Annotated in this window: 8 protein-coding genes; all 8 read left to right on the top strand. The window is 41.8% G+C overall.

Annotation, left to right across the window (positions count from 1 at the left end; translation table 11 throughout):
* Nucleotides 1–5: 5 nt before the first annotated feature.
* The 8 genes from T543_RS12130 (at nucleotide 6) to purF (ending at nucleotide 20,024) form a co-directional block, all read left to right on the top strand.
* Complete coding sequence (locus tag T543_RS12130; protein WP_051638760.1) at nucleotides 6–4,265, top strand: hybrid sensor histidine kinase/response regulator; 4,260 nt, start codon at nucleotides 6–8, stop codon at nucleotides 4,263–4,265.
* A gap of 18 nt (nucleotides 4,266–4,283) precedes the next feature.
* Nucleotides 4,284–6,539 carry a YfhO family protein gene (locus tag T543_RS12135; protein WP_035768865.1) on the top strand — a complete coding sequence of 752 codons (2,256 nt, stop codon included), beginning with the start codon at nucleotides 4,284–4,286 and terminating at the stop codon, nucleotides 6,537–6,539.
* 262 nt (nucleotides 6,540–6,801) lie between these two features.
* Nucleotides 6,802–8,571 carry an ammonium transporter gene (locus tag T543_RS12140; RefSeq protein WP_035768866.1) on the top strand — a complete coding sequence of 590 codons (1,770 nt, stop codon included), beginning with the start codon at nucleotides 6,802–6,804 and terminating at the stop codon, nucleotides 8,569–8,571.
* 81 nt (nucleotides 8,572–8,652) lie between these two features.
* Nucleotides 8,653–10,236, top strand: coding sequence for an asparagine synthase B (gene asnB, locus T543_RS12145; RefSeq protein WP_035768868.1), 1,584 nt, complete (start codon nucleotides 8,653–8,655; stop codon nucleotides 10,234–10,236).
* A 37-nt stretch (nucleotides 10,237–10,273) separates the two neighbouring features.
* Nucleotides 10,274–12,382, top strand: a complete 2,109-nt coding sequence (locus T543_RS12150; protein WP_035768869.1) for a glutamine synthetase III family protein — start codon at nucleotides 10,274–10,276, stop codon at nucleotides 12,380–12,382.
* 50 nt (nucleotides 12,383–12,432) lie between these two features.
* Nucleotides 12,433–16,941, top strand: a complete 4,509-nt coding sequence (gltB, locus tag T543_RS12155; RefSeq protein WP_242839513.1) for a glutamate synthase large subunit — start codon at nucleotides 12,433–12,435, stop codon at nucleotides 16,939–16,941.
* 24 nt (nucleotides 16,942–16,965) lie between these two features.
* Nucleotides 16,966–18,462: a glutamate synthase subunit beta gene (locus T543_RS12160; protein WP_035768872.1), complete on the top strand. Its 1,497-nt coding sequence runs from the start codon at nucleotides 16,966–16,968 to the stop codon at nucleotides 18,460–18,462.
* A 182-nt stretch (nucleotides 18,463–18,644) separates the two neighbouring features.
* Nucleotides 18,645–20,024 carry an amidophosphoribosyltransferase gene (gene purF / locus T543_RS12165; protein ID WP_330369997.1) on the top strand — a complete coding sequence of 460 codons (1,380 nt, stop codon included), beginning with the start codon at nucleotides 18,645–18,647 and terminating at the stop codon, nucleotides 20,022–20,024.
* The last annotated feature ends 7 nt before the right edge of the window (nucleotides 20,025–20,031 follow it).

Here is a 20,031-nt window from a genome sequence, read left to right on the forward strand (position 1 = left end):
AGACAGTGTTCGCAGGTAAGAGCATTATAAGGCAGATCGCAGTCGGATTTGCCTTACTCGTTTTTTTTACAGGCTGCTCATTTACAAGTTATGCGGATGAAGAAAACCATGTTAACATAATAGGAAAGGGCGATGGTTTCTCCGCAGTTTTATATGATAATACAAATGGCCTTCCGACGTCTGAAGCAAATGCTATAGCTGAAACGGAAGATGGCTTTATTTGGATTGGCGGATATAGTGGCCTTGTAAGATATGACGGCAATACTTTTCTCAGACTTGATTCCACTTCAGGAATCGCCAGCGTAGTAAGTCTCTGCGTTGATTCAAAACAAAGATTATGGATAGGAACTAACGACAGCGGTGTAGTCATAATGTCCAAGGGTAAGATTGAAAAAATCACCAAGGCAGACGGTCTTACATCTTCTTCAGTTCGCTCAATTATAGAAGATCCCGATGGATATATGTACCTGGGGACAACAAATGGTATTACCATTGTTTCTCCGGATAATGAAGTATTACATGTTACAGATGATAATTTAAGTAAAGAGCCGATAAGAAAACTCGTTGTAGCAGAGAACGGTAATGTTTACGGAATTACAAAGAGCGGAGCTGTATTTGTATTAAACAACGGCAAACTGATCGGATATTATACTGCAAAAGATGTTGGCATAGAGGATATCTATTCCATAAGTCCTGATGCTTCTAACCCGGGCTACCTCTATTTTGGAACAAAAAAATCTGAAATATATTACGGAAGCTTTGATGGCAAAAACTTTTCTATAAAAACCATGTATTCCACAGCTCCCCTTGAATATGTAAATGTAATAAAAGAAATAGGAACAGAGCAGTGGGTATGTGCGGATAACGGACTTGGAATATTGAAGGACGGAAGATTCTATAATCTTTCAAATCTTCCAATCGATAATTCAGTGGAAGACATAATGACAGATTATCAGGGAAATCTGTGGGTTGCTTCATCAAAACGCGGAGTAATGAAAATTGTTCCGAATCAGTTTGCGGATATCACACATCAATATGGACTCCCGGAAACTGTAGTCAATACTACCTGCGTTCATAAAAGCATGCTCTTTATCGGAAGTAAAAATGAAGGACTTACCGTTATCGGAAATGGCAGAGTGATGGATTCATTCCCCATAAGACATTTTATATATGCAAATGGTGCACCTGTTCCATCAAGAGATCTCATCAGCTTTTTAAAGACAACGACGGTTAAATCTATTGTGGAAGACAGCAAAGAGAGGCTTTGGTTTTCTACCTACGGCAACGATGCTCTTATATGCTATAAAAACGGAACTGCTATATGCTACAGACCTACGGACGGACTACCCAGCGACAGAATAAAGGTCGTATATGAAAGAAAAGACGGAAAGATAATGGTAGTCTGTACAGGTGGTCTGGCCATTCTGGACGGACGCAAGGTTGAGAGAGTATACAACGAAGCGGATGGTATAGAGAATACTGAACTTCTTACAGGAATAGAAGCCGAAAACGGCGATATGTTGGTTGGAAGTGACGGCGGAGGAATCTTTGTAATAAACGATGAGGGTGTAAGGCACCTTGGGATAGAAGACGGACTTGCCTCCGAAGTTATAATGCGTATCAAAAAGGATACGGAAAAGGATATATACTGGATTGTTACAAGTAATTCTCTTGCATATATGGATGCAGATTACAATATAACAACCATCAAACAATTTCCGTACTCAAATAACTTTGATATATATGAGGATGACTCCGACAACATGTGGATCCTTAGCAGTAACGGAATCTATGTTGCGGGAAAACAAGAGCTCCTTGATAACAAAACGATAGATCCTCTATTTTATGATGCTTCGAGCGGACTTCCATGCATAACAACGGGGAATTCGAACAGCGCTCTGACAGAGAACGGCGATCTGTATATATCCGGGTCTACAGGAGTATGCAGGGTCAACATAAATAAACCTTTTGAAGAAGTAAGTAAACTCAAGGTTACAGTTCCATATATAGAGTGCGATGGCAAACTGATATATGCTGACGCGGACGGCGTTTTTAATTTAGAGCCAAATGTCAGAAAGATCACCATTAGCGGATATATATTTACTTATTCACTCATGAATCCGCAGGTAACCTATTATCTGGAAGGGTTCGATAAAAAGAAAAATGTAGTAAAAAGAAGTGAATTCACGTCTGTTGACTATACTAATGTTCCCGGCGGCACCTACGAATTCAAGATGCAGATAAAAGAGCCGAGAAGTGAAGCCGTTAAGGATTTTTCATTTACGATCATTAAAAAGAAGGCTTTTTATGAGTATGTGATTGTAAGAGCGGGACTAAGTATTCTTGGTATGGTCATTGCAGGATTCCTGGTATGGAGGATCATGCATATCACGATCATCAGCAGACAATATGAACAGATCAGAGCAGCCAAAGAAGATGCTGAGCGCGCAAACAGCGCAAAATCAAGGTTCCTTGCCAATATGTCCCATGAGATCAGAACTCCCATAAATACAATTATGGGAATGGATGAGATGATATTGAGGGAAGATACGGAGAATGTGCCGAAGGAATATGCGGATATGGTTACCGGATATGCGCATAAGATAAAGCTTGCGTCGGAAACACTCCTTGGTCTTGTAAATGACCTCCTTGATCTGTCTAAGATCGAGGCTGGCAAAATGGAACTCATAGAAAATGAGTATGACACGCAGGATCTTTTCCAGTCTCTGGCTATGATGATAAGAGTAAGGAGCAATGAAAAAGATCTCGTATTTAAGACAAAAATAGATGAGCAGCTTCCCAAAAAGCTTTACGGAGACAGTGTAAAACTTAAAGAGGTTCTTTTGAATCTCCTTACAAATGCTGTCAAATATACTAAAGAGGGCGGCTTTACCCTTATTGTTTCTGTTATTGAAAAAAGCGAGGACAAGTGCGTTATTTACTACGGCGTTGAAGATACGGGAATAGGCGTTAAACCTGAAGATATAAACAAACTTTTCACAGCTTTTCAGAGAGTTGATGAGGGCAAAAATACCGCGATCAAGGGTACCGGACTTGGACTTGATATATCAAGGCAGTTCGTGGAACTTATGGGCGGATCGCTCTCATGTGAAAGTATATACGGAGAAGGATCGACATTCTCATTTAAGATTAAGCAGAAGATAGCAGACCCTGAGCCTATCGGAGAATTCATAGAGAAGGTGGAAAATAAAGAGAAGAGACAATACATTCCGGGATTTGTTGCTCCTTGTGCAAGGATCATGGTAGTTGATGATAACGAAATGAACCTTCAGGTGGTTAAGGGACTTCTTAAAGCAACTAAGGCAAATCTTACACTTGCCCTAAGCGGAAGAGAATGCCTAGAGGAGCTTTCAAAAAATGAGTATCATCTGATACTGCTTGATCATATGATGCCTGAGATGGATGGTATTGAGACTCTTGAAAAGATAAGGATCACGCATCCTGATATTCCTGTCATAGCTTTGACTGCTAACGTGATGAATGGAGGAAGTGATTATTATATTAAGGCAGGCTTCCAGGATTATCTGTCAAAGCCTGTAGAAGGCGGTGCGCTCGAACAGATGATAAAGAGATATCTGCCATCTGATCTTATAAGTGAGAGCGAAGAGGCCGCAGAGGTGCAGGAAGAGGTACTTCCTGAGTATTTGTCATGGCTTTATGAAATCGATGGGATATCTGTTGCAGACGGAATTATGTACTGCGGAAATGCTGAGTTTTTTGAAAAGTTCATCACATCGTTCTATGAGAGCATTGATGAAAAAGCAGATGAAATAAGTAATGCTTTTGAAAAAGAGGACTACGATAATTACACAATTAAGGTACATGCATTAAAGAGTACTGCAAGAATAATAGGGGCAGCAGAGCTCTCACACCTTGCAGAAGAGCTTGAGATGGCCGGAAAGAGCGGCAATATATCCTTTATAAAAGCTAACACCGATAAGCTCATTACAATGTTCAAAGGCTATAAGCTCATTCTTGAAAAGCTTTCGGAAAAAGAGGATCAGGAAGCGGAAGATAACAGCAAGCCGGAGATATCAGGGGCGGATCTTTCTGAGGCATTTGCTGCTTTGAAGGAATTTATTCCTCAGATGGACTATGATGCAATGGAGATGGTGCTTGAAGACCTTGATAATTACAAGCTTTCTGAGGAAAGCAGTAAGATCATAGCTGAACTTAAAAAGCTTATGAAAAAACTTGACTGGGAAAAAATGGAAGAGTTAATATCGAACTATAATGTAGTTTGATTTATCGAGGTTTGCGTTGTGGAGGATGAAAAAAGTTTAATAAGAAAATACAAAGGCGTGGCGCTCTTACTGTCGCTGCTTTTTCCCATGGCTGGATTTCTTGCGCTTTGCAAAGCTATGTCAATAACACCATTTGGGGATAATACTTTTTTGTATGAAGACATGAAGCAGCAGTATCTTGATTTTTACATGTATTACAAAGCTGTATTTAAGGGTGCTGATGGCTTCTTCTACTCGGATAACTGCGGACTCGGAAGTGATATGCTCGGAATTTGGGCATATTATCTGTCGAGTCCGCTTCTTGTGTTTTTGAATTTTGTTCCCGGTCATGTAATGCCTCAAGCCATAACATTTTTTATTATGGTAAAAATGATGCTTCTCGGATTTACCTCTACATTGTTTCTGTTAACAAGGCTAAACTCTGACGGCAGTGCTAATAAGATAAATATCCTTGCAGCTCCTTTTTTTGGTATGGCATTTTCATTAAGCGGCTGGGTGGTTGCCAACATAAGTAATGTGATGTGGCTTGATGCTGTGATCATGATGCCGGTAGTGCTTATATTTTACGAGCGCATGCTAAAAAAGCAAAGGCCTTGGCTACCCTTATATGTGTTATCAGTAGCAGTGATGATCGTATGCAACTATTATATTTCAGCTATGATAATGCTTCTTTTGGGGGCATTTACAATACTTCTTTTGTTGTTTAAAAAGATAAATCTAAAGGACTTTGCACGATTTATGTATTTAAGCCTTGTTGCAGTCGCAATTGATTTATGGCTTCTTGTTCCGGTCGGACAGTCACTTCTTGGAAGCAATAAGATAAGGAGCAAGGATATAGCAGAAGCTTTTTATTCATACCTGCCTACCTCTGAGGCTGTAGGCAAATACATCTCGCCATTATCTGTTGCATCAAAGCTCTTTTCATTAAGCTATGATGCAGGAGAAATCATGACAGGACTTCCCAACATATATTCCGGAATCTTGTTCCTTGTTTTGGCTGTGCTTTTTTTCACAAGCAGAAGAATAGATAAAAAAGAAAAGCTGTTGTATTTATCTTTTATTGCTGTTATCACATCTATGTTTTGCATAGCGCCTTTTAATAAGGTAATGCATGGTTTTACAGAAGCATACGGATATCTGTACAGGTATTCCTTCGTCTTTTCTTTTGTTGTAATATATCTGGCATTTCGCCTGTTTGTAAATCTTGATGCAGTCAAAGCAAAAGAAGTGCCCGGTGTCATTTTTGGACTTATTGTCATCCTGATATTATGCAAGCTTAACGGTGCCGAATTTATAGGGAAAAAGGCTCTTGTTTACAATATTTTTGTAGCTGTTTTTTCAGGGATAATGATATTTGCCGCATTATATTTTGCCGGAAAAAAGAAGGCAATATATGTGGCAGGACTTGTACTTATGCTCACATTTGGAATGACCGATATGATGGCCAACTTTGTAAAGGTGTACAGGGTATTTTTACCGGTAGCGGAAAAAAGCAGTGATTATAAGGCAAAGGATGAAATGCTCGAAGAGACGATTGATAGTATATCCGATAAATCAGGCTACAGAGTGGAGTCTGTTATAAAGAGAAGCCCCAATGACAGTCTGCACTACAGCTACAAGAGCATAACGACCTACAACAGTATTACGAAAGTAGAGGACAGGGTTCTCTTGTACAGAATGGGCTTTAATGACAATGGTATTTATACCGAATACGATGGGGAAAATACCAGGACTGCCGATGCTCTTTTGGGAATAAAGTATGTGCTTGTGCCGGAGGATACAGAGCCTCTTAAGGGGCAGGAGAAATATTCTAAAAATATAATTGAGAATGGCTACGTGCTTCCTGCAGATACAATATGCGAGAAAAACGTAGACGAGATATATGAATATCTGGAGAAGGAAGTGGATGAAAAAGCATCTCCATTTGATGTTCAGGAGGCAATCTGGAAAAAAGTAACCGGTAGCAATAAGGACTGCTTTTGCGATGCTGATATAAAGTGTGAGCAAAACGGAGACGAATGGGAGATTGATATAACACCCAAAGAAGATGGGGATGTATTTTTCTACATGAACAGGGACAAAGTTCAGGAAAGATCATTTGAGCTTACCAAAGATGGAGAATTTATCGGAAACTACGGCAATGCTTCATGCCAGAAGGTTAAATTTCTGGGCTATCACGAAAAAGGAGAAACCATAGAGCTGGTCATAAGATGTGCCGATGGCAATGATGATCTGCCCTCTCTTCCGACAGCAGTTACGGAGAGAATTTTCTGAAAATATGATTTTTGTTGTTGACAAATGGTTTTTCAAAGTGTAAACTTCATTTTCATAAAGACAAAGGCGTCTTGAAGCAAAGCTTCAAGGCGCCTTTTCTACATATCATGGATCCTTATGATATAAAACGTCAGATACGAACTCCGCGGTTAAAAGTATTTGATAAAAAACAAAATAGCTGGCTTTTAGTTGAGCGATGCAAAGGGGCATCATGTAAAAAATGATCATCCTTTGCATCGCTCATTTTTTTGGAGGAGAAAGTATGAGTGAAGAGATTTTAACTGCTATAGACAGTAGTGTTTTCGGAGTTTGGTTTTTGATAGGTGCAGCTTTAGTGTTCTGGATGCAGGCCGGCTTTGCGATGTGCGAGGCAGGTTTCACAAGAGCTAAAAATACCGGAAATATCATAATGAAAAACCTTATGGATTTCTGTATCGGAACTGTTGTATTTATCCTTATTGGATTTGGTCTTTTCCTTGGAGAAGATCTGATGGGCATCATCGGAAAGCCCGGTTTTGATATCTTTACGGATTATGCAAATTTTGACTGGTCCAATTTCGTTTTTAACTTAGTATTCTGTGCTACCACAGCAACAATTGTTTCAGGTTCCATGGCTGAGAGAACAAAATTTATATCATATTGTGTGTACTCGGCAGTTATCTCAGCAATCATATATCCTATTGAAGCTCACTGGACCTGGGGCGGTGGATTCCTTTCTCAGATGGGATTTCATGATTTTGCAGGTTCTAACTGCATTCACATGGTTGGTGGTATTTCAGCACTTATAGGTGCAGCAATTCTTGGACCCCGCATTGGCAAATTTGAGAGAGATGAAAACGGAAAGGTAATAAAGGTAAATGCATTTCCCGGACACAATCTGGTAGCTGCTGCACTTGGTGTATTTATTCTCTGGCTTGGCTGGTACGGATTTAACGGCGCAGCTTGTACATCAGTAGAACAGCTTGGTTCAGTTTTTGTAACAACAACAATAGCACCTGCACTTGCAACAGTTACCTGCATGATCTTTACATGGCTTAAATATGGTAAGCCCGATGTTTCAATGTGTCTTAACGCTTCACTTGCAGGACTTGTAGCTATCACAGCTCCCTGTGATGTAACAGATGCTTTTGGTTCAATAGTTATTGGTATTGTAGCCGGTCTTCTTGTATGCTTTGGTGTATGGTTTCTTGATTACAAACTTCATATCGATGATCCCGTAGGTGCAGTAGCAGTTCACTGCTTAAATGGTATCTGGGGAACAATCGCGGTTGGTCTTTTTGCTACAAATTCAGCACCGGGTTATGCGATTGCAGATGCAGCAGGAAACGAGATGGTCGGACTTTTCTACGGCGGTGGATTTAAGCTTCTTGGAATCCAGATGGTAGGAATGCTTTCCACAGCTCTTTGGACAACAGTGACGATCACAGTAACATTCCTTGCTATCAAAGCAGTACTTGGACTTAGGGTAACAGAAGAAGAGGAAGTAACAGGACTTGATTCCACAGAACATGGTCTTGCTTCAGCATATTCGGGATTTGCCATCATGGATGTTTCAAATACTCTGAACATGACAGTGAACGAAAATACGGATCTTGGCGTAAGCGATTATGACGAAGCATCTGAGTTCCAGAAGAGAGCATCTGTTCCGGTTGTAACAGCTCCTGTTGATACAGGATCAGGAATCCATAAGGTTGTTATCGTAACTAAGCTTTCAAGATATGACAAGCTCCGTAAGGCAATGAATGATCTGGGGGTAACAGGTATGACTGTGACACAGGTTATGGGATGCGGTGTTCAGAAAGGCTCCGGACAGAAGTACCGCGGAGTTGAGATGGACGTAACACTTTTGCCCAAGATAAAGCTTGAAGTCGTAGTAAGCAAGATCCCGGTTGAGGATGTTATTGAGGCTGCTAAGAGGACGCTTTATACAGGCAAGATCGGAGATGGAAAGATTTTCGTATACAGCATCGATAACGTTGTCAAGATCCGCACCGGTGAAGAAGGTGTCCTTGCTCTTGCGGATGCTGAATGATGCTAAACGCAATGAAGTTTTTGGATGTAGACGGATAAAAATCCGTATATCACAAATATATATGTTTCAGGAGGAAGCAGTATGTGCGCAATTCTCACATATGTAAAGGAAGAAGTAAGCAAAGAATTTTTTGAGAGTATGCTTTTGAAAACAGCATCAAGAGGACCGGATAAATCGAGGACTCTTAAGGTAAAAGGCGGATGGCTTGGTTTTAACAGGTTAGCGATAATGGGGCTTGACTGCAAGGGAATGCAGCCCTTTACGAGAAAAGGAAATGCAGTCATCTGTAATGGCGAGCTGTACGGATTTAATGAGCTAAAGAAGTATCTTACTTCACTTGGTTATTCGTTTGATAGTGACAGCGACTGCGAAATAATCCTTCCCTTATATGAGAGAGTTGGCACAAAACTGTTTTCACTTCTGGATGCGGAATTTGCAATGGTCATATATGACGCAGAAAAAGATGAGTTCATTGCAGCCAGAGATCCAATAGGAATAAGACCTCTTTATTATGGCTATGACGAGAGTGGATGCATTGTATTTGCATCTGAGCCCAAAAACATTATGGGAGTTTGCGATAAGATAATGCCTTTTCCTCCGGGACATTACTATGAGGGCGGAAAATTCATCTGCTACAGAGATGTCACAGAGGTTAAAAAAGAATCTGATGACAGCCTTGAAACCGTGCTGTCAAAGATACATGACAAGCTTCTTTTGGGAATAAAAAAGAGACTTATTGCAGATGCACCTGTCGGATTTTTGTTATCGGGAGGACTTGATTCATCACTTGTCTGCGGAGTAGCGGCAAGTCTTCAGGATAAGCCCATCGAGACCTTTGCTATAGGCATGGACATTGATGCGATCGATCTTAAATACGCAAGGGAAGTTGCGGAGTATATACACAGCAATCACCACGAAGTCATTATCACCAGACAGGATGTTATAGATGCTGTTGAGCCGGTTATAAAAGCACTTGGAACCTATGACATTACAACAATAAGAGCATCGATAGGAATGTATCTTTTGTGTAAATGGATCCACGAAAATACAGACATCAAGGTTGTGTTAACCGGAGAAATATCAGATGAACTCTTTGGATACAAATACACTGATTTTGCTCCGAGCGCCGAGGATTTTCAAGAGGAGGCTAAAAAGAGAATCAGAGAGATCCACATGTATGACGTTTTAAGAGCAGACAGATGCATAAGTGTAAATTCACTTGAGGCAAGAGTTCCTTTCGGAGATCTTGATTTTGCATCCTACGTAATGAGCATTGATCCCAAAAAGAAATTAAATACCTACGGAATAGGAAAATATCTTCTGAGAAAAGCATTTGAAAAAGACGAATTTATACCACATTCAATCCTTATGAGAGAAAAAGCTGCATTTTCAGATGCGGTAGGACATTCACTTCGCGATGACCTTATTGAATATGCGGAAAGCAAATACAGCGATTCCGATTATAAAAATGGCATAAAGAAGTATGATCATGCAACACCTTTTACCAAGGAATCGCTTTTATATAGAGATATTTTTGAAAAGTATTATGAAGGGCAGTCAGAGATGGTTACAGATTTCTGGATGCCAAACAAAAACTGGGAGGGCTGTAATGTCAATGACCCTTCAGCAAGAGTTTTGTCAAACTACGGTGCTAGCGGAAAGTAAGGCACTACAAATATAAACCACCACAGGAGGAATTGTTATGATCGAAGCAAGCAAACTTACAGAAGAATTTGGATGTCTTGTTTTTAATGACAAGGTCATGAGAGAAAGATTACCCAAGGATATTTATAAGGCGGTACATAAAACAATTGAAAGGGGAACTCACTTAGAGCTTGATGTTGCAAACTGCGTAGCTGCAACCATGAAGGAATGGGCTGTTGAAAACGGAGCGACACACTTTACTCATTGGTTCCAGCCGATGACAGGTCTTACCGCAGAAAAGCACGACAGCTTTATCTCACCCACAGATAACGGAGGTGTGATAATGGAGTTTTCAGGAAAGGAACTAGTAAAGGGCGAACCCGATGCTTCAAGTTTTCCTTCAGGCGGACTTCGTGCAACATTTGAGGCAAGAGGATATACCGCATGGGATCCTTCATCTCCTGCTTTCATCAAGGACGGCTCACTTTATATTCCGACTGCTTTCTGTTCGTATGGCGGAGAGGCTCTGGACAAAAAGACACCACTTTTAAGGTCAATGGAGGCTCTTTCAAAGGAAGCAGTTAAGATGCTCCACCTCCTGGGAGAGAGCGATGTAAAGCGAGTTAACACCACGATCGGATCTGAGCAGGAGTATTTCCTTATAGATAAAGATTACTACAAAAAGAGAAAGGACCTGCTGTTTACAGGACGCACACTCATTGGTGCACCACCGACAAAGGGGCAGGAGATGGAGGACCATTATTTTGGAGTAATTAAGCCCAAGGTTTCCGCATATATGCATGATCTTGACGAGGAACTCTGGAAGCTTGGAATACCCGCTAAAACAAAGCACAACGAAGTTGCACCTTCACAGCATGAGCTGGCACCCGTATTTGAAACAGCAAATGTAGCTGTAGATCACAACCAACTGACAATGGAGGTCATGAAGAAGGTTGCTGATAAGCATAACTATGCATGTCTTCTTCATGAGAAGCCATTTGAGGGTATCAACGGTTCAGGAAAACACAACAACTGGTCTATCTGCACAGATACAGGTATCAATCTGCTTGATCCCGGCAAAACACCCGGAGAGAATATACCTTTCCTTGTTTTCCTCATGGCAGTTATCGCAGCAGTTGATGACTATGCGCCTATTTTAAGGCTTTCTGTTGCTTCTGCAGGAAACGATCACAGACTTGGCGGAAATGAGGCACCGCCGGCTATCATCTCAATTTTCGTAGGAGATGAACTTGCAGGCCTTTTAAAGAGTGTTGAACAGGGAGAGACCTACCAGAGTCTTGGCAAAGTCCAGATGGTTATGGGAGCAACCGTACTTCCTCACTTTACAAAGGATAACACCGACAGAAACAGAACATCACCTTTTGCATTTACAGGTAATAAGTTTGAGTTCCGTATGCCCGGCTCTGCCGTATCAGTTGCTAATGCAAATATAGTGCTTAATACCGCTGTTGCAGAAGAAATAGCAAGACTGTATGAGAAGCTTGAAAAAGCAGGGGCAGCAGGTTCTAAGGACGCTATCTTCGAAGTACTAAGAGAAGAATTAGAAGCTCATAAGAGAATTCTCTTTAACGGAAACGGATACACAGATGAATGGGTTAAGGAAGCAGAAAAGAGAGGTCTTCCCAATCTTAAGTCACTTCCGGATGCAATGCCTTACTGGATTTCAGATAGCTCTGTTGAGCTGTTTACAAAGCATGGAATCTTTACAAAAGAGGAACTTGAGTCAAGATACGAGATCCTTCTTGAGAATTATTCCAAGTCAATCCATATCGAGTCACTCACAATGCAGGAAATGGTCAGAAAAGACCTTACAGAAGGAATCATTTCTTACGAGAAGGATCTTTCTAAGGAAATAATTCAGAAGAAGAGCGTTCTTGAAGGCGCAGAGTGCTTCCTTGAGAGCGGAATCCTGCGAGAACTTGAGGAAAATTCAGGCAAGATGTGCAAGGCACTTCTCAAGCTTTCAGAGGATACAAAGACTGCCGAAGAAAAGACAGATGCACTTGAAGTTGCAAACTACTATCAGAAGACTGTTCTTGCTGATATGGATGAAGTAAGAAAGTATGCTGATGCAGCCGAGGCAATCATACCGGATAAGTATCTTAGCTATCCCACATATGGCCAGATGCTGTTTTCACTTAGATAAGACATATAAAATGAGCAGGAAATAAAGGTAGGACGACGATGGAAACATGGATGAACGAAAGAGATGCATGCGGAATAGGCGCTGTTATCAACATTGATGGAAAAAGAGACAACAAAGTACTTGATGATGCTCTCTCAATTGTAGAAAAACTCGAGCACAGAGCAGGAAAAGATGCTACCGGCAAGGTTGGAGACGGCGTTGGAATCCTTGTTCAGATATCACATGACTTTTTTAAGAAGCAGGCAAAGAAGATTGGAATATCCCTCGGAAAAGAAGGCGACTACGGAATAGGTATGTTCTTTTTACCACAGGATTCCATGAAGCGCATGTTTGCAATGCGAATGCTTGAAGTGATCGCCGAGAAGGAAAACTTAAAGGTCCTTGGATGGAGAGATGTGGAAACTCATCCTGAGATACTTGGAGAAGTTGCTGTAAAATGCATGCCGCATATCAGTCAGTGCTTCATAGAAAGACCTGAAAGCGTAAAGAAGGGAATAGAGTTTGACAGAAAACTCTACTGCTTAAGACGCGAGTACGAAAAGTCTTCTGAAGATACTTATATCTGCTCTTTTTCATCCAGAACCATCGTCTATAAAGGAATGTTTCTGGTGGGCCAGCTGCGCAATTTTTATGAGGACCTTCTGTCTACTGAATATAAAAGTGCGATAGCTCTCGTCCACAGCAGATTTTCAACCAATACAACACCTTCCTGGCAGAGAGCACATCCTTACAGGATGATAGCTCACAACGGTGAGATCAATACCATAAGGGGTAACAGCGACAGAATGCTGGCTAGAGAAGAGACCATGTCCTCTGACGTTTTCGGAGATGACCTTGGCAAAGTATATCCTGTGATAGCTTCATCCGGCTCAGACTCAGCAATGCTGGATAATACCCTTGAATTTTTGTATATGAACGGAATGGATCTGCCTCTTGCTATGATGCTGACTATTCCTGAGCCGTGGAAACATAATGATTTCATGGATAAGGAGAGAAAAGATTTCTATCACTACTATGCAACCATGATGGAACCCTGGGACGGACCGGCAGCAGTTCTTTTTACAGATGGTGAGCTGTTTGGGGCTACGCTTGACAGAAACGGACTGCGTCCTTCCAGATACTATGTAACCAAGGACGGAAGGCTTATTCTGTCATCAGAGGTAGGCGTCCTTGATATTCCGGAGGAGAATATCCTTAAGAAGTCAAGGCTGTCACCCGGACATATGCTGCTCGTTGATACAGTTCAGGGACGGATCATTTCCGATAAAGAGTGCAAGGAAAAATATTCAGGATCAAAGCCTTACGGAGAGTGGATAGACAGGTATCTTCTTCATCTTGAGAATTTAAATATTCCAAATAAAAAGATCCCGACGCATACTCAAGCGATGAGGGATAAGCTATACAAGGTGTTTGGATACTCCTATGAGGACGTAAAGGATCAGATAATGCCTATGGCGACAAACGGGATAGAACCCACAGTTTCAATGGGAACGGATATTCCGCTTGCTATGCTCTCTGAAAATCACCAGCCACTTTTTTGCTACTTTAAGCAGCTTTTTGCACAGGTAACCAATCCGCCTATTGATTCGCTAAGAGAGAAGGTTGTAACAGATACCACCGTTTACATCGGATCCGACGGCAACCTCCTTATGGAAAAAAGCGATAACTGCAGAGTGCTGGAAGTAAATAACCCGATTCTTACAGGCGTTGATCTGATGAAGATAGCAGCGCTTGATGAACCGGGCTTTAAGGTCAGAAAAATATCTCTTTTGTACTACAAGAATACACCTGTAGAAAGAGCGATGGAACAGCTGGACGTAGCTGTTGACAGAGCTGTAGCAGATGGAGTAAATATCATCATTTTATCCGACAGAGGAGTGGATGAAAATCACATGCCGATACCTTCTCTTCTTGCGGTGTCTTCTGTTGAGCAGCATCTTGTAAGAACAAAGAAGCGCACAGCAGTATCTCTTATATTAGAGAGTGGTGAGCCAAGGGACGTACATCAGATAGCAACACTTCTGGGATTTGGAGCAAGAGCGATCCATCCCTATCTTGCACATGAATGTATAGCAGAACTTATAGATATAGGAATTCTTGATAAAGACTATCACACCGCGATTGCGGATTATAATAAAGCACTACTTTCGGGCGTAGTTAAGATTGCTGCAAAAATGGGTATCTCTACCTTGCAGTCATATCAGTCAGCCAGAATTTTTGAGGCTATAGGATTATCCAGGGAACTCGTAGACAAATACTTTACAGGAACAATCAGCAGAGTAGGAGGGATCGGAATTAGCGAGATCGGGGAAGATGTTGAGATCCGCCATAACAGAGCCTTTGATCCCCTTGGACTTCCAACAGACTCAACTCTTGATTCTATTGGCTTCCACAGCCTTAGAAGCGGCGAAGACAAAGAAAGCCACATGTACAGTCCAAAGACAATAGTTACTCTTCAGAGAGCCGTAAGAGAAGGCGACTACAACAGATTTAAAGAGTACACGGATATGGTTGATGCGGAGGATAAACCGCACACATTAAGAGGACTTTTATCATTTGAAAAAGTTCAGGATCCGGTTCCGCTTGAGGAAGTAGAGAGTGAAGAGGAGATCGTAAAACGTTTCCAGACAGGCGCGATGTCTTATGGCTCATTATCAAAAGAAGCTCATGAGACACTTGCAATTGCCATGAACAGACTCGGCGGAAAATCCAATACCGGTGAAGGCGGTGAGGACGAGAGAAGATTCGGAACTGAAAAAAACAGTGCGGTAAAGCAGGTAGCCTCCGGAAGATTCGGGGTCAGCTCGAGCTATTTAAAGAGTGCAAAAGAAATACAGATAAAGATGGCGCAGGGAGCAAAGCCCGGTGAGGGCGGACATCTTCCCGGGAAAAAGGTATACCCGTGGGTTGCCAAAACCAGATTTTCCACACCCGGAGTTGCACTTATATCCCCGCCTCCGCACCACGATATATATTCAATTGAGGACCTGGCTCAGCTTATTTATGATCTGAAAAATGCTAATGATAAGGCAAGAATATCAGTAAAACTCGTATCAGAAGCAGGTGTTGGAACGATAGCATCAGGTGTTGCAAAAGCAGGAGCACAGGTGATCCTGGTATCAGGCTACGACGGAGGAACAGGAGCTGCACCATCATCATCTGTTCATCACGCCGGACTTCCGTGGGAGCTGGGCGTAAGCGAAGCACATCAGTCTCTTATCGATAATGGGTTAAGAAGCAGGGTGGTTCTTGAAACAGACGGAAAACTGATGACAGGAAGAGATGTTGCGATCGCAGCACTTCTTGGTGCAGAAGAGTTCGGATTTGCCACAGCGCCCCTTGTTTGTATGGGATGCATGATGATGAGAGTCTGCTCAAAAGATACATGCCCTGTGGGAATAGCAACTCAGAACGAGGAACTAAGAAAAAGATTTGCAGGAAAACCTGAGCATGTTATGAACTTCATGATCTTTATAGCAAGACAGCTTCGTGAGATCATGAGCAGTCTGGGATTCAGGACTGTAGAAGAGATGGTTGGAAGATGCGACTGCCTAAAGATGAGAAGCTATGACGGCAGTGCAAATGTAATGACTATGAGAAGGAATTGTGCAGACCTTAGAAGAATTCTGGACAAGGGATATATCAGGGAAAAGAAAAATCATTTTGATCCAAAAGATGTCTTTGATTTTGGACTTGAAAAAACTCTTGATCACAAGAAGCTGATACCTGCTTATGAAAAGCATAAAGAAGAGCTTAAGAAGGGGCAGAGTATTGAGATAAGGGCTGATATATCAAGTACAGACAGAAGCTTTGGAACACTCCTTGGAAGCAGGATCACAGAAGATTTTGGAAATAAGCTCTCTGATGATTCTATTGTAGTAAATACCTATGGAGGCGGCGGACAGTCATTTGGAGCATTCCTTCCCAAAGGAATTACACTTAAGCTCTATGGCGATGCAAACGATGGTTTTGGAAAGGGATTATCCGGAGGAAAAGTAATAGTTCGTCCTTCTAAGGAAGCTACCTACAAGGCTCACGATAATATTATAATCGGTAACGTTGCTCTCTACGGCGCTACTGCAGGTAAAGCTTATGTATGCGGAATAGCAGGTGAGAGATTCTGCGTTAGAAATTCCGGAGCAGTTGCAGTTGCTGAAGGATGCGGAGACCACGGGCTTGAATATATGACAGGCGGAAGAGCAGTCATACTTGGCATGACCGGCAAAAACTTTGCAGCAGGCATGAGCGGCGGAATAGCATACGTACTGGATAAAGAGCATACCTTGTACCTTAGGATGAATAAGGACATGGCTTCACTTTACGAGCTGACAGAGAAATATGATATAGCTGAGCTTAAGTTTATTCTTGAGGATTACTTTAAAGAGACCGGTTCAGAATTTGCCGGGGAGATACTGGATAATTTCCCTATGTATATTCCTCATTTTAAGAAGATAGTGCCTAATGATTATCAGAAGATGCTCACTGCGATCGGGAAATACGAGGAGCAGGGTATAGATCACGATCATGCCGTTCTGGAAGCATTTAAGGAACTGACTTAAGTAATAGCAGAGGAGATTTTTAGAATGGGAAAAGAAACAGGTTTTCTTGAGTATGGCAGGAAAAATAATATAGATGTTCTTCCAAAGGATAGAATTAAAAACTTCGATGAATTCCATAAAATGCTTGATGCAGGAACCAGAAAACAGCAGGCAGCAAGATGCATGAACTGTGGAGTTCCGTTTTGCCAGTCTGCTATGAAATTAAGCGGTATGGTTACGGGATGTCCACTTCACAATCTCATCCCGGAGTGGAATGATGAAATATACAAAGGGCATGACAGACACGCTTTTTCAAGACTATATAAGACCAGTAATTTTCCTGAATTTACCGGGAGAGTTTGTCCTGCTCTGTGCGAAAAAGCATGTATGTGCGGACAAAACGGCGATGCCGTTACTGTTCATGACAATGAGCTCTACCTTATCGAAACGGCTTTTGCGAACGGATATATAAAACCAAATATTCCGGCTATAAGAAGCGGCAAAAGAGTGGCTGTAGTAGGAAGCGGACCTTCCGGACTTGCAGTTGCGGATGAGCTAAATCACAGAGGACACCTGGTTGAAGTATATGAGAGAGAGGATGAAATAGGCGGCCTTTTGATGTATGGAATCCCCAATATGAAGCTTGATAAAAAGGTTATAAAACGAAGAAGAAGGCTCATGGAGGATGAGGGTGTTATATTTCACACAGGCGTAGATGTTGGAAAAGACAAGGAGGCAGCAGAACTTCTTGGCAGATTCGATGCTGTGGTATTATGCTGCGGAGCAAAAAAAGAAAGACCTCTTCCTGTTGCAGATCCCGGAAAAATAAAGGGTGTGTATAACGCGGTTGACTTTTTAAAGAGCACTACAAAAGCCCTCATGAAAGCAGATGGCAGAGATGCCGCAGACCTTGTAAAGCAGGGCGGATATATCGATGCCAAAGGAAAAAATGTAGTTATAGTAGGCGGCGGAGATACAGGTAATGACTGCATCGGAACTGTGATAAGACATGGAGCAAAATCTGTCACAGCTCTTGAGATGATGCCAAAGCCTCCGGTAGAGAGAGCAGCAAATAACCCGTGGCCTGAGTGGCCCAAGGTCCTAAAGACAGATTACGGCCATGAAGAAGCAATCTATGTTTATGGCGAAGACCCGAGGATATTTGAGACTACAGTTAAAAGTGTTACGACGGATAAAAAGGGAAATATTAAGCAGATAGAAACCGTAAAGGTTACTTTTAAGGACGGAAAGCTTGTAAACGTACCTGGCTCAGAAAAGACGATAAAATGCGATATGCTCCTTATCGCAGCGGGATTTGTAGGATGCGAAGAATATACCGCAGATGCATTTCTTGTTAAGAGGAGCGAAAGGGGAACTGTTGTAACAGCTGATGATGGCTATAACATTAAGGGCACCAAAATATTCAGTGCCGGTGATATGCACCGCGGACAGTCACTTGTTGTATGGGCAATAGCAGAAGGCCGCGCCTGTGCAAGAGAAGTTGACGAGTATATGATGGGGTATAGCAATTTGGGTAAGTGAAAATAAAAATATTGTCTTGACAAGGAAAGGGATATAGCGGTAGACTCTATCCATGTAAAAGACAAAGGCGTCTTGGAGATACGGTCTCCGAGACGCCTTTTTTCGATTAATCAAAAAATAATTCTCCGCAAAACATACTGATTATTTTTGGGATATCCATCTGGGCGAAAGGGAAAATGTATATGTATGAATCAGACAAACTCCATGAAGAATGTGGAGTTTTTGGTATTTATGAAAGAGCCGGCAAACAGGTTGCAAGGGATATTTACTTTGGACTGACAGCACTTCAGCACAGAGGTCAGGAATCGGCCGGAATGTCGGTTTCAGATACAGAAGGAGAGATGGGAAATATCTGCACTCATAAGGGAATGGGACTTGTGAATGAAGTTTTTTCCGGTGATGAGCTCTCACATATAACCGGCAATATCGGTGTAGGACATGTGCGTTATTCCACAACAGGCGGAAGCACTGCTGTAAATGCCCAGCCGATAGCAATGAATTATATCAAGGGAAGTCTTGCACTTGTCCACAACGGCAACATAGTAAATGCAGATGAATTAAAGACACAGCAGATGTATAGAGGACAGGCTCACTACACAACTTCTGACTCAGAAGTGCTTGCCTATGAGATTGTAAGTGAGAGAGTGAAGTCTTCATCAATAGAAGAGGCTGTAAAAAATGCTGCATCAAAACTTAAGGGCGGATATGCATGCATAATAATGAGTCCCAGAAAACTTGTAGGAATAAGGGATCCTTTTGGAATAAAACCGCTAGTTTTGGGAAAAAGAGATGATGCTTATATCCTTGCATCTGAAAGCTCTGCAATCCTGGCAGTTGGAGGTGAACTCATAAGGGACATTAAGCCCGGAGAAATAATAACAATAACAGGAGACGGAATTATAAGTGATGAGTCACTTTGCGGAAAAGCCCATGCGCACTGCATTTTTGAGTATATCTATTTTGCAAGAAATGACTCTGTGATAGATGGGATAGAGGTTCATGAAGCGAGATTCAAGGCAGGAGAAGCTCTTGCAAGACAATCCAAAACGGATGCAGATATAGTAGTTGGCGTTCCGGATTCGGGGCTTGTTGCTGCGGAAGGCTATGCTGCACAGTCAGGGATTCCCTTTGCCCTTGCTTTTCATAAAAACAGTTATATCGGAAGAAGCTTCATCAAGCCTACGGATGAGGAAAGAAAAAATGCGGTCAATATGAAGCTTAGCATCTTAAAGAGCGTGGTAAAAGGAAAGAGAATAATCCTTATTGACGACTCGATCGTGCGGGGAACCACTATGCGCAAGATCATAGAGATGCTCAGAAAAGCAGGAGCTAAAGAGGTTCATGTAAGAATAAGCTCACCGCCGTTTTTGTATCCCTGCTTTTACGGAACCGATGTGCCAAGCAGTAAGCAGCTGATCGCATCTGAGCATTCCAGCGATGAAATCTGCAGGAATATCGGAGCTGATTCACTTATATATCTAAAGATTGAAGATTTTAAAACAATGGTTGGGAACCTTCCTGTGTGCTCAGCATGTTTTGATAACAATTACCCGGTCAAGTAAATAGAAA

It is taken from the genome of Butyrivibrio sp. NC2002 (assembly GCF_000702265.1).
GTDB lineage: Bacteria > Bacillota > Clostridia > Lachnospirales > Lachnospiraceae > Butyrivibrio.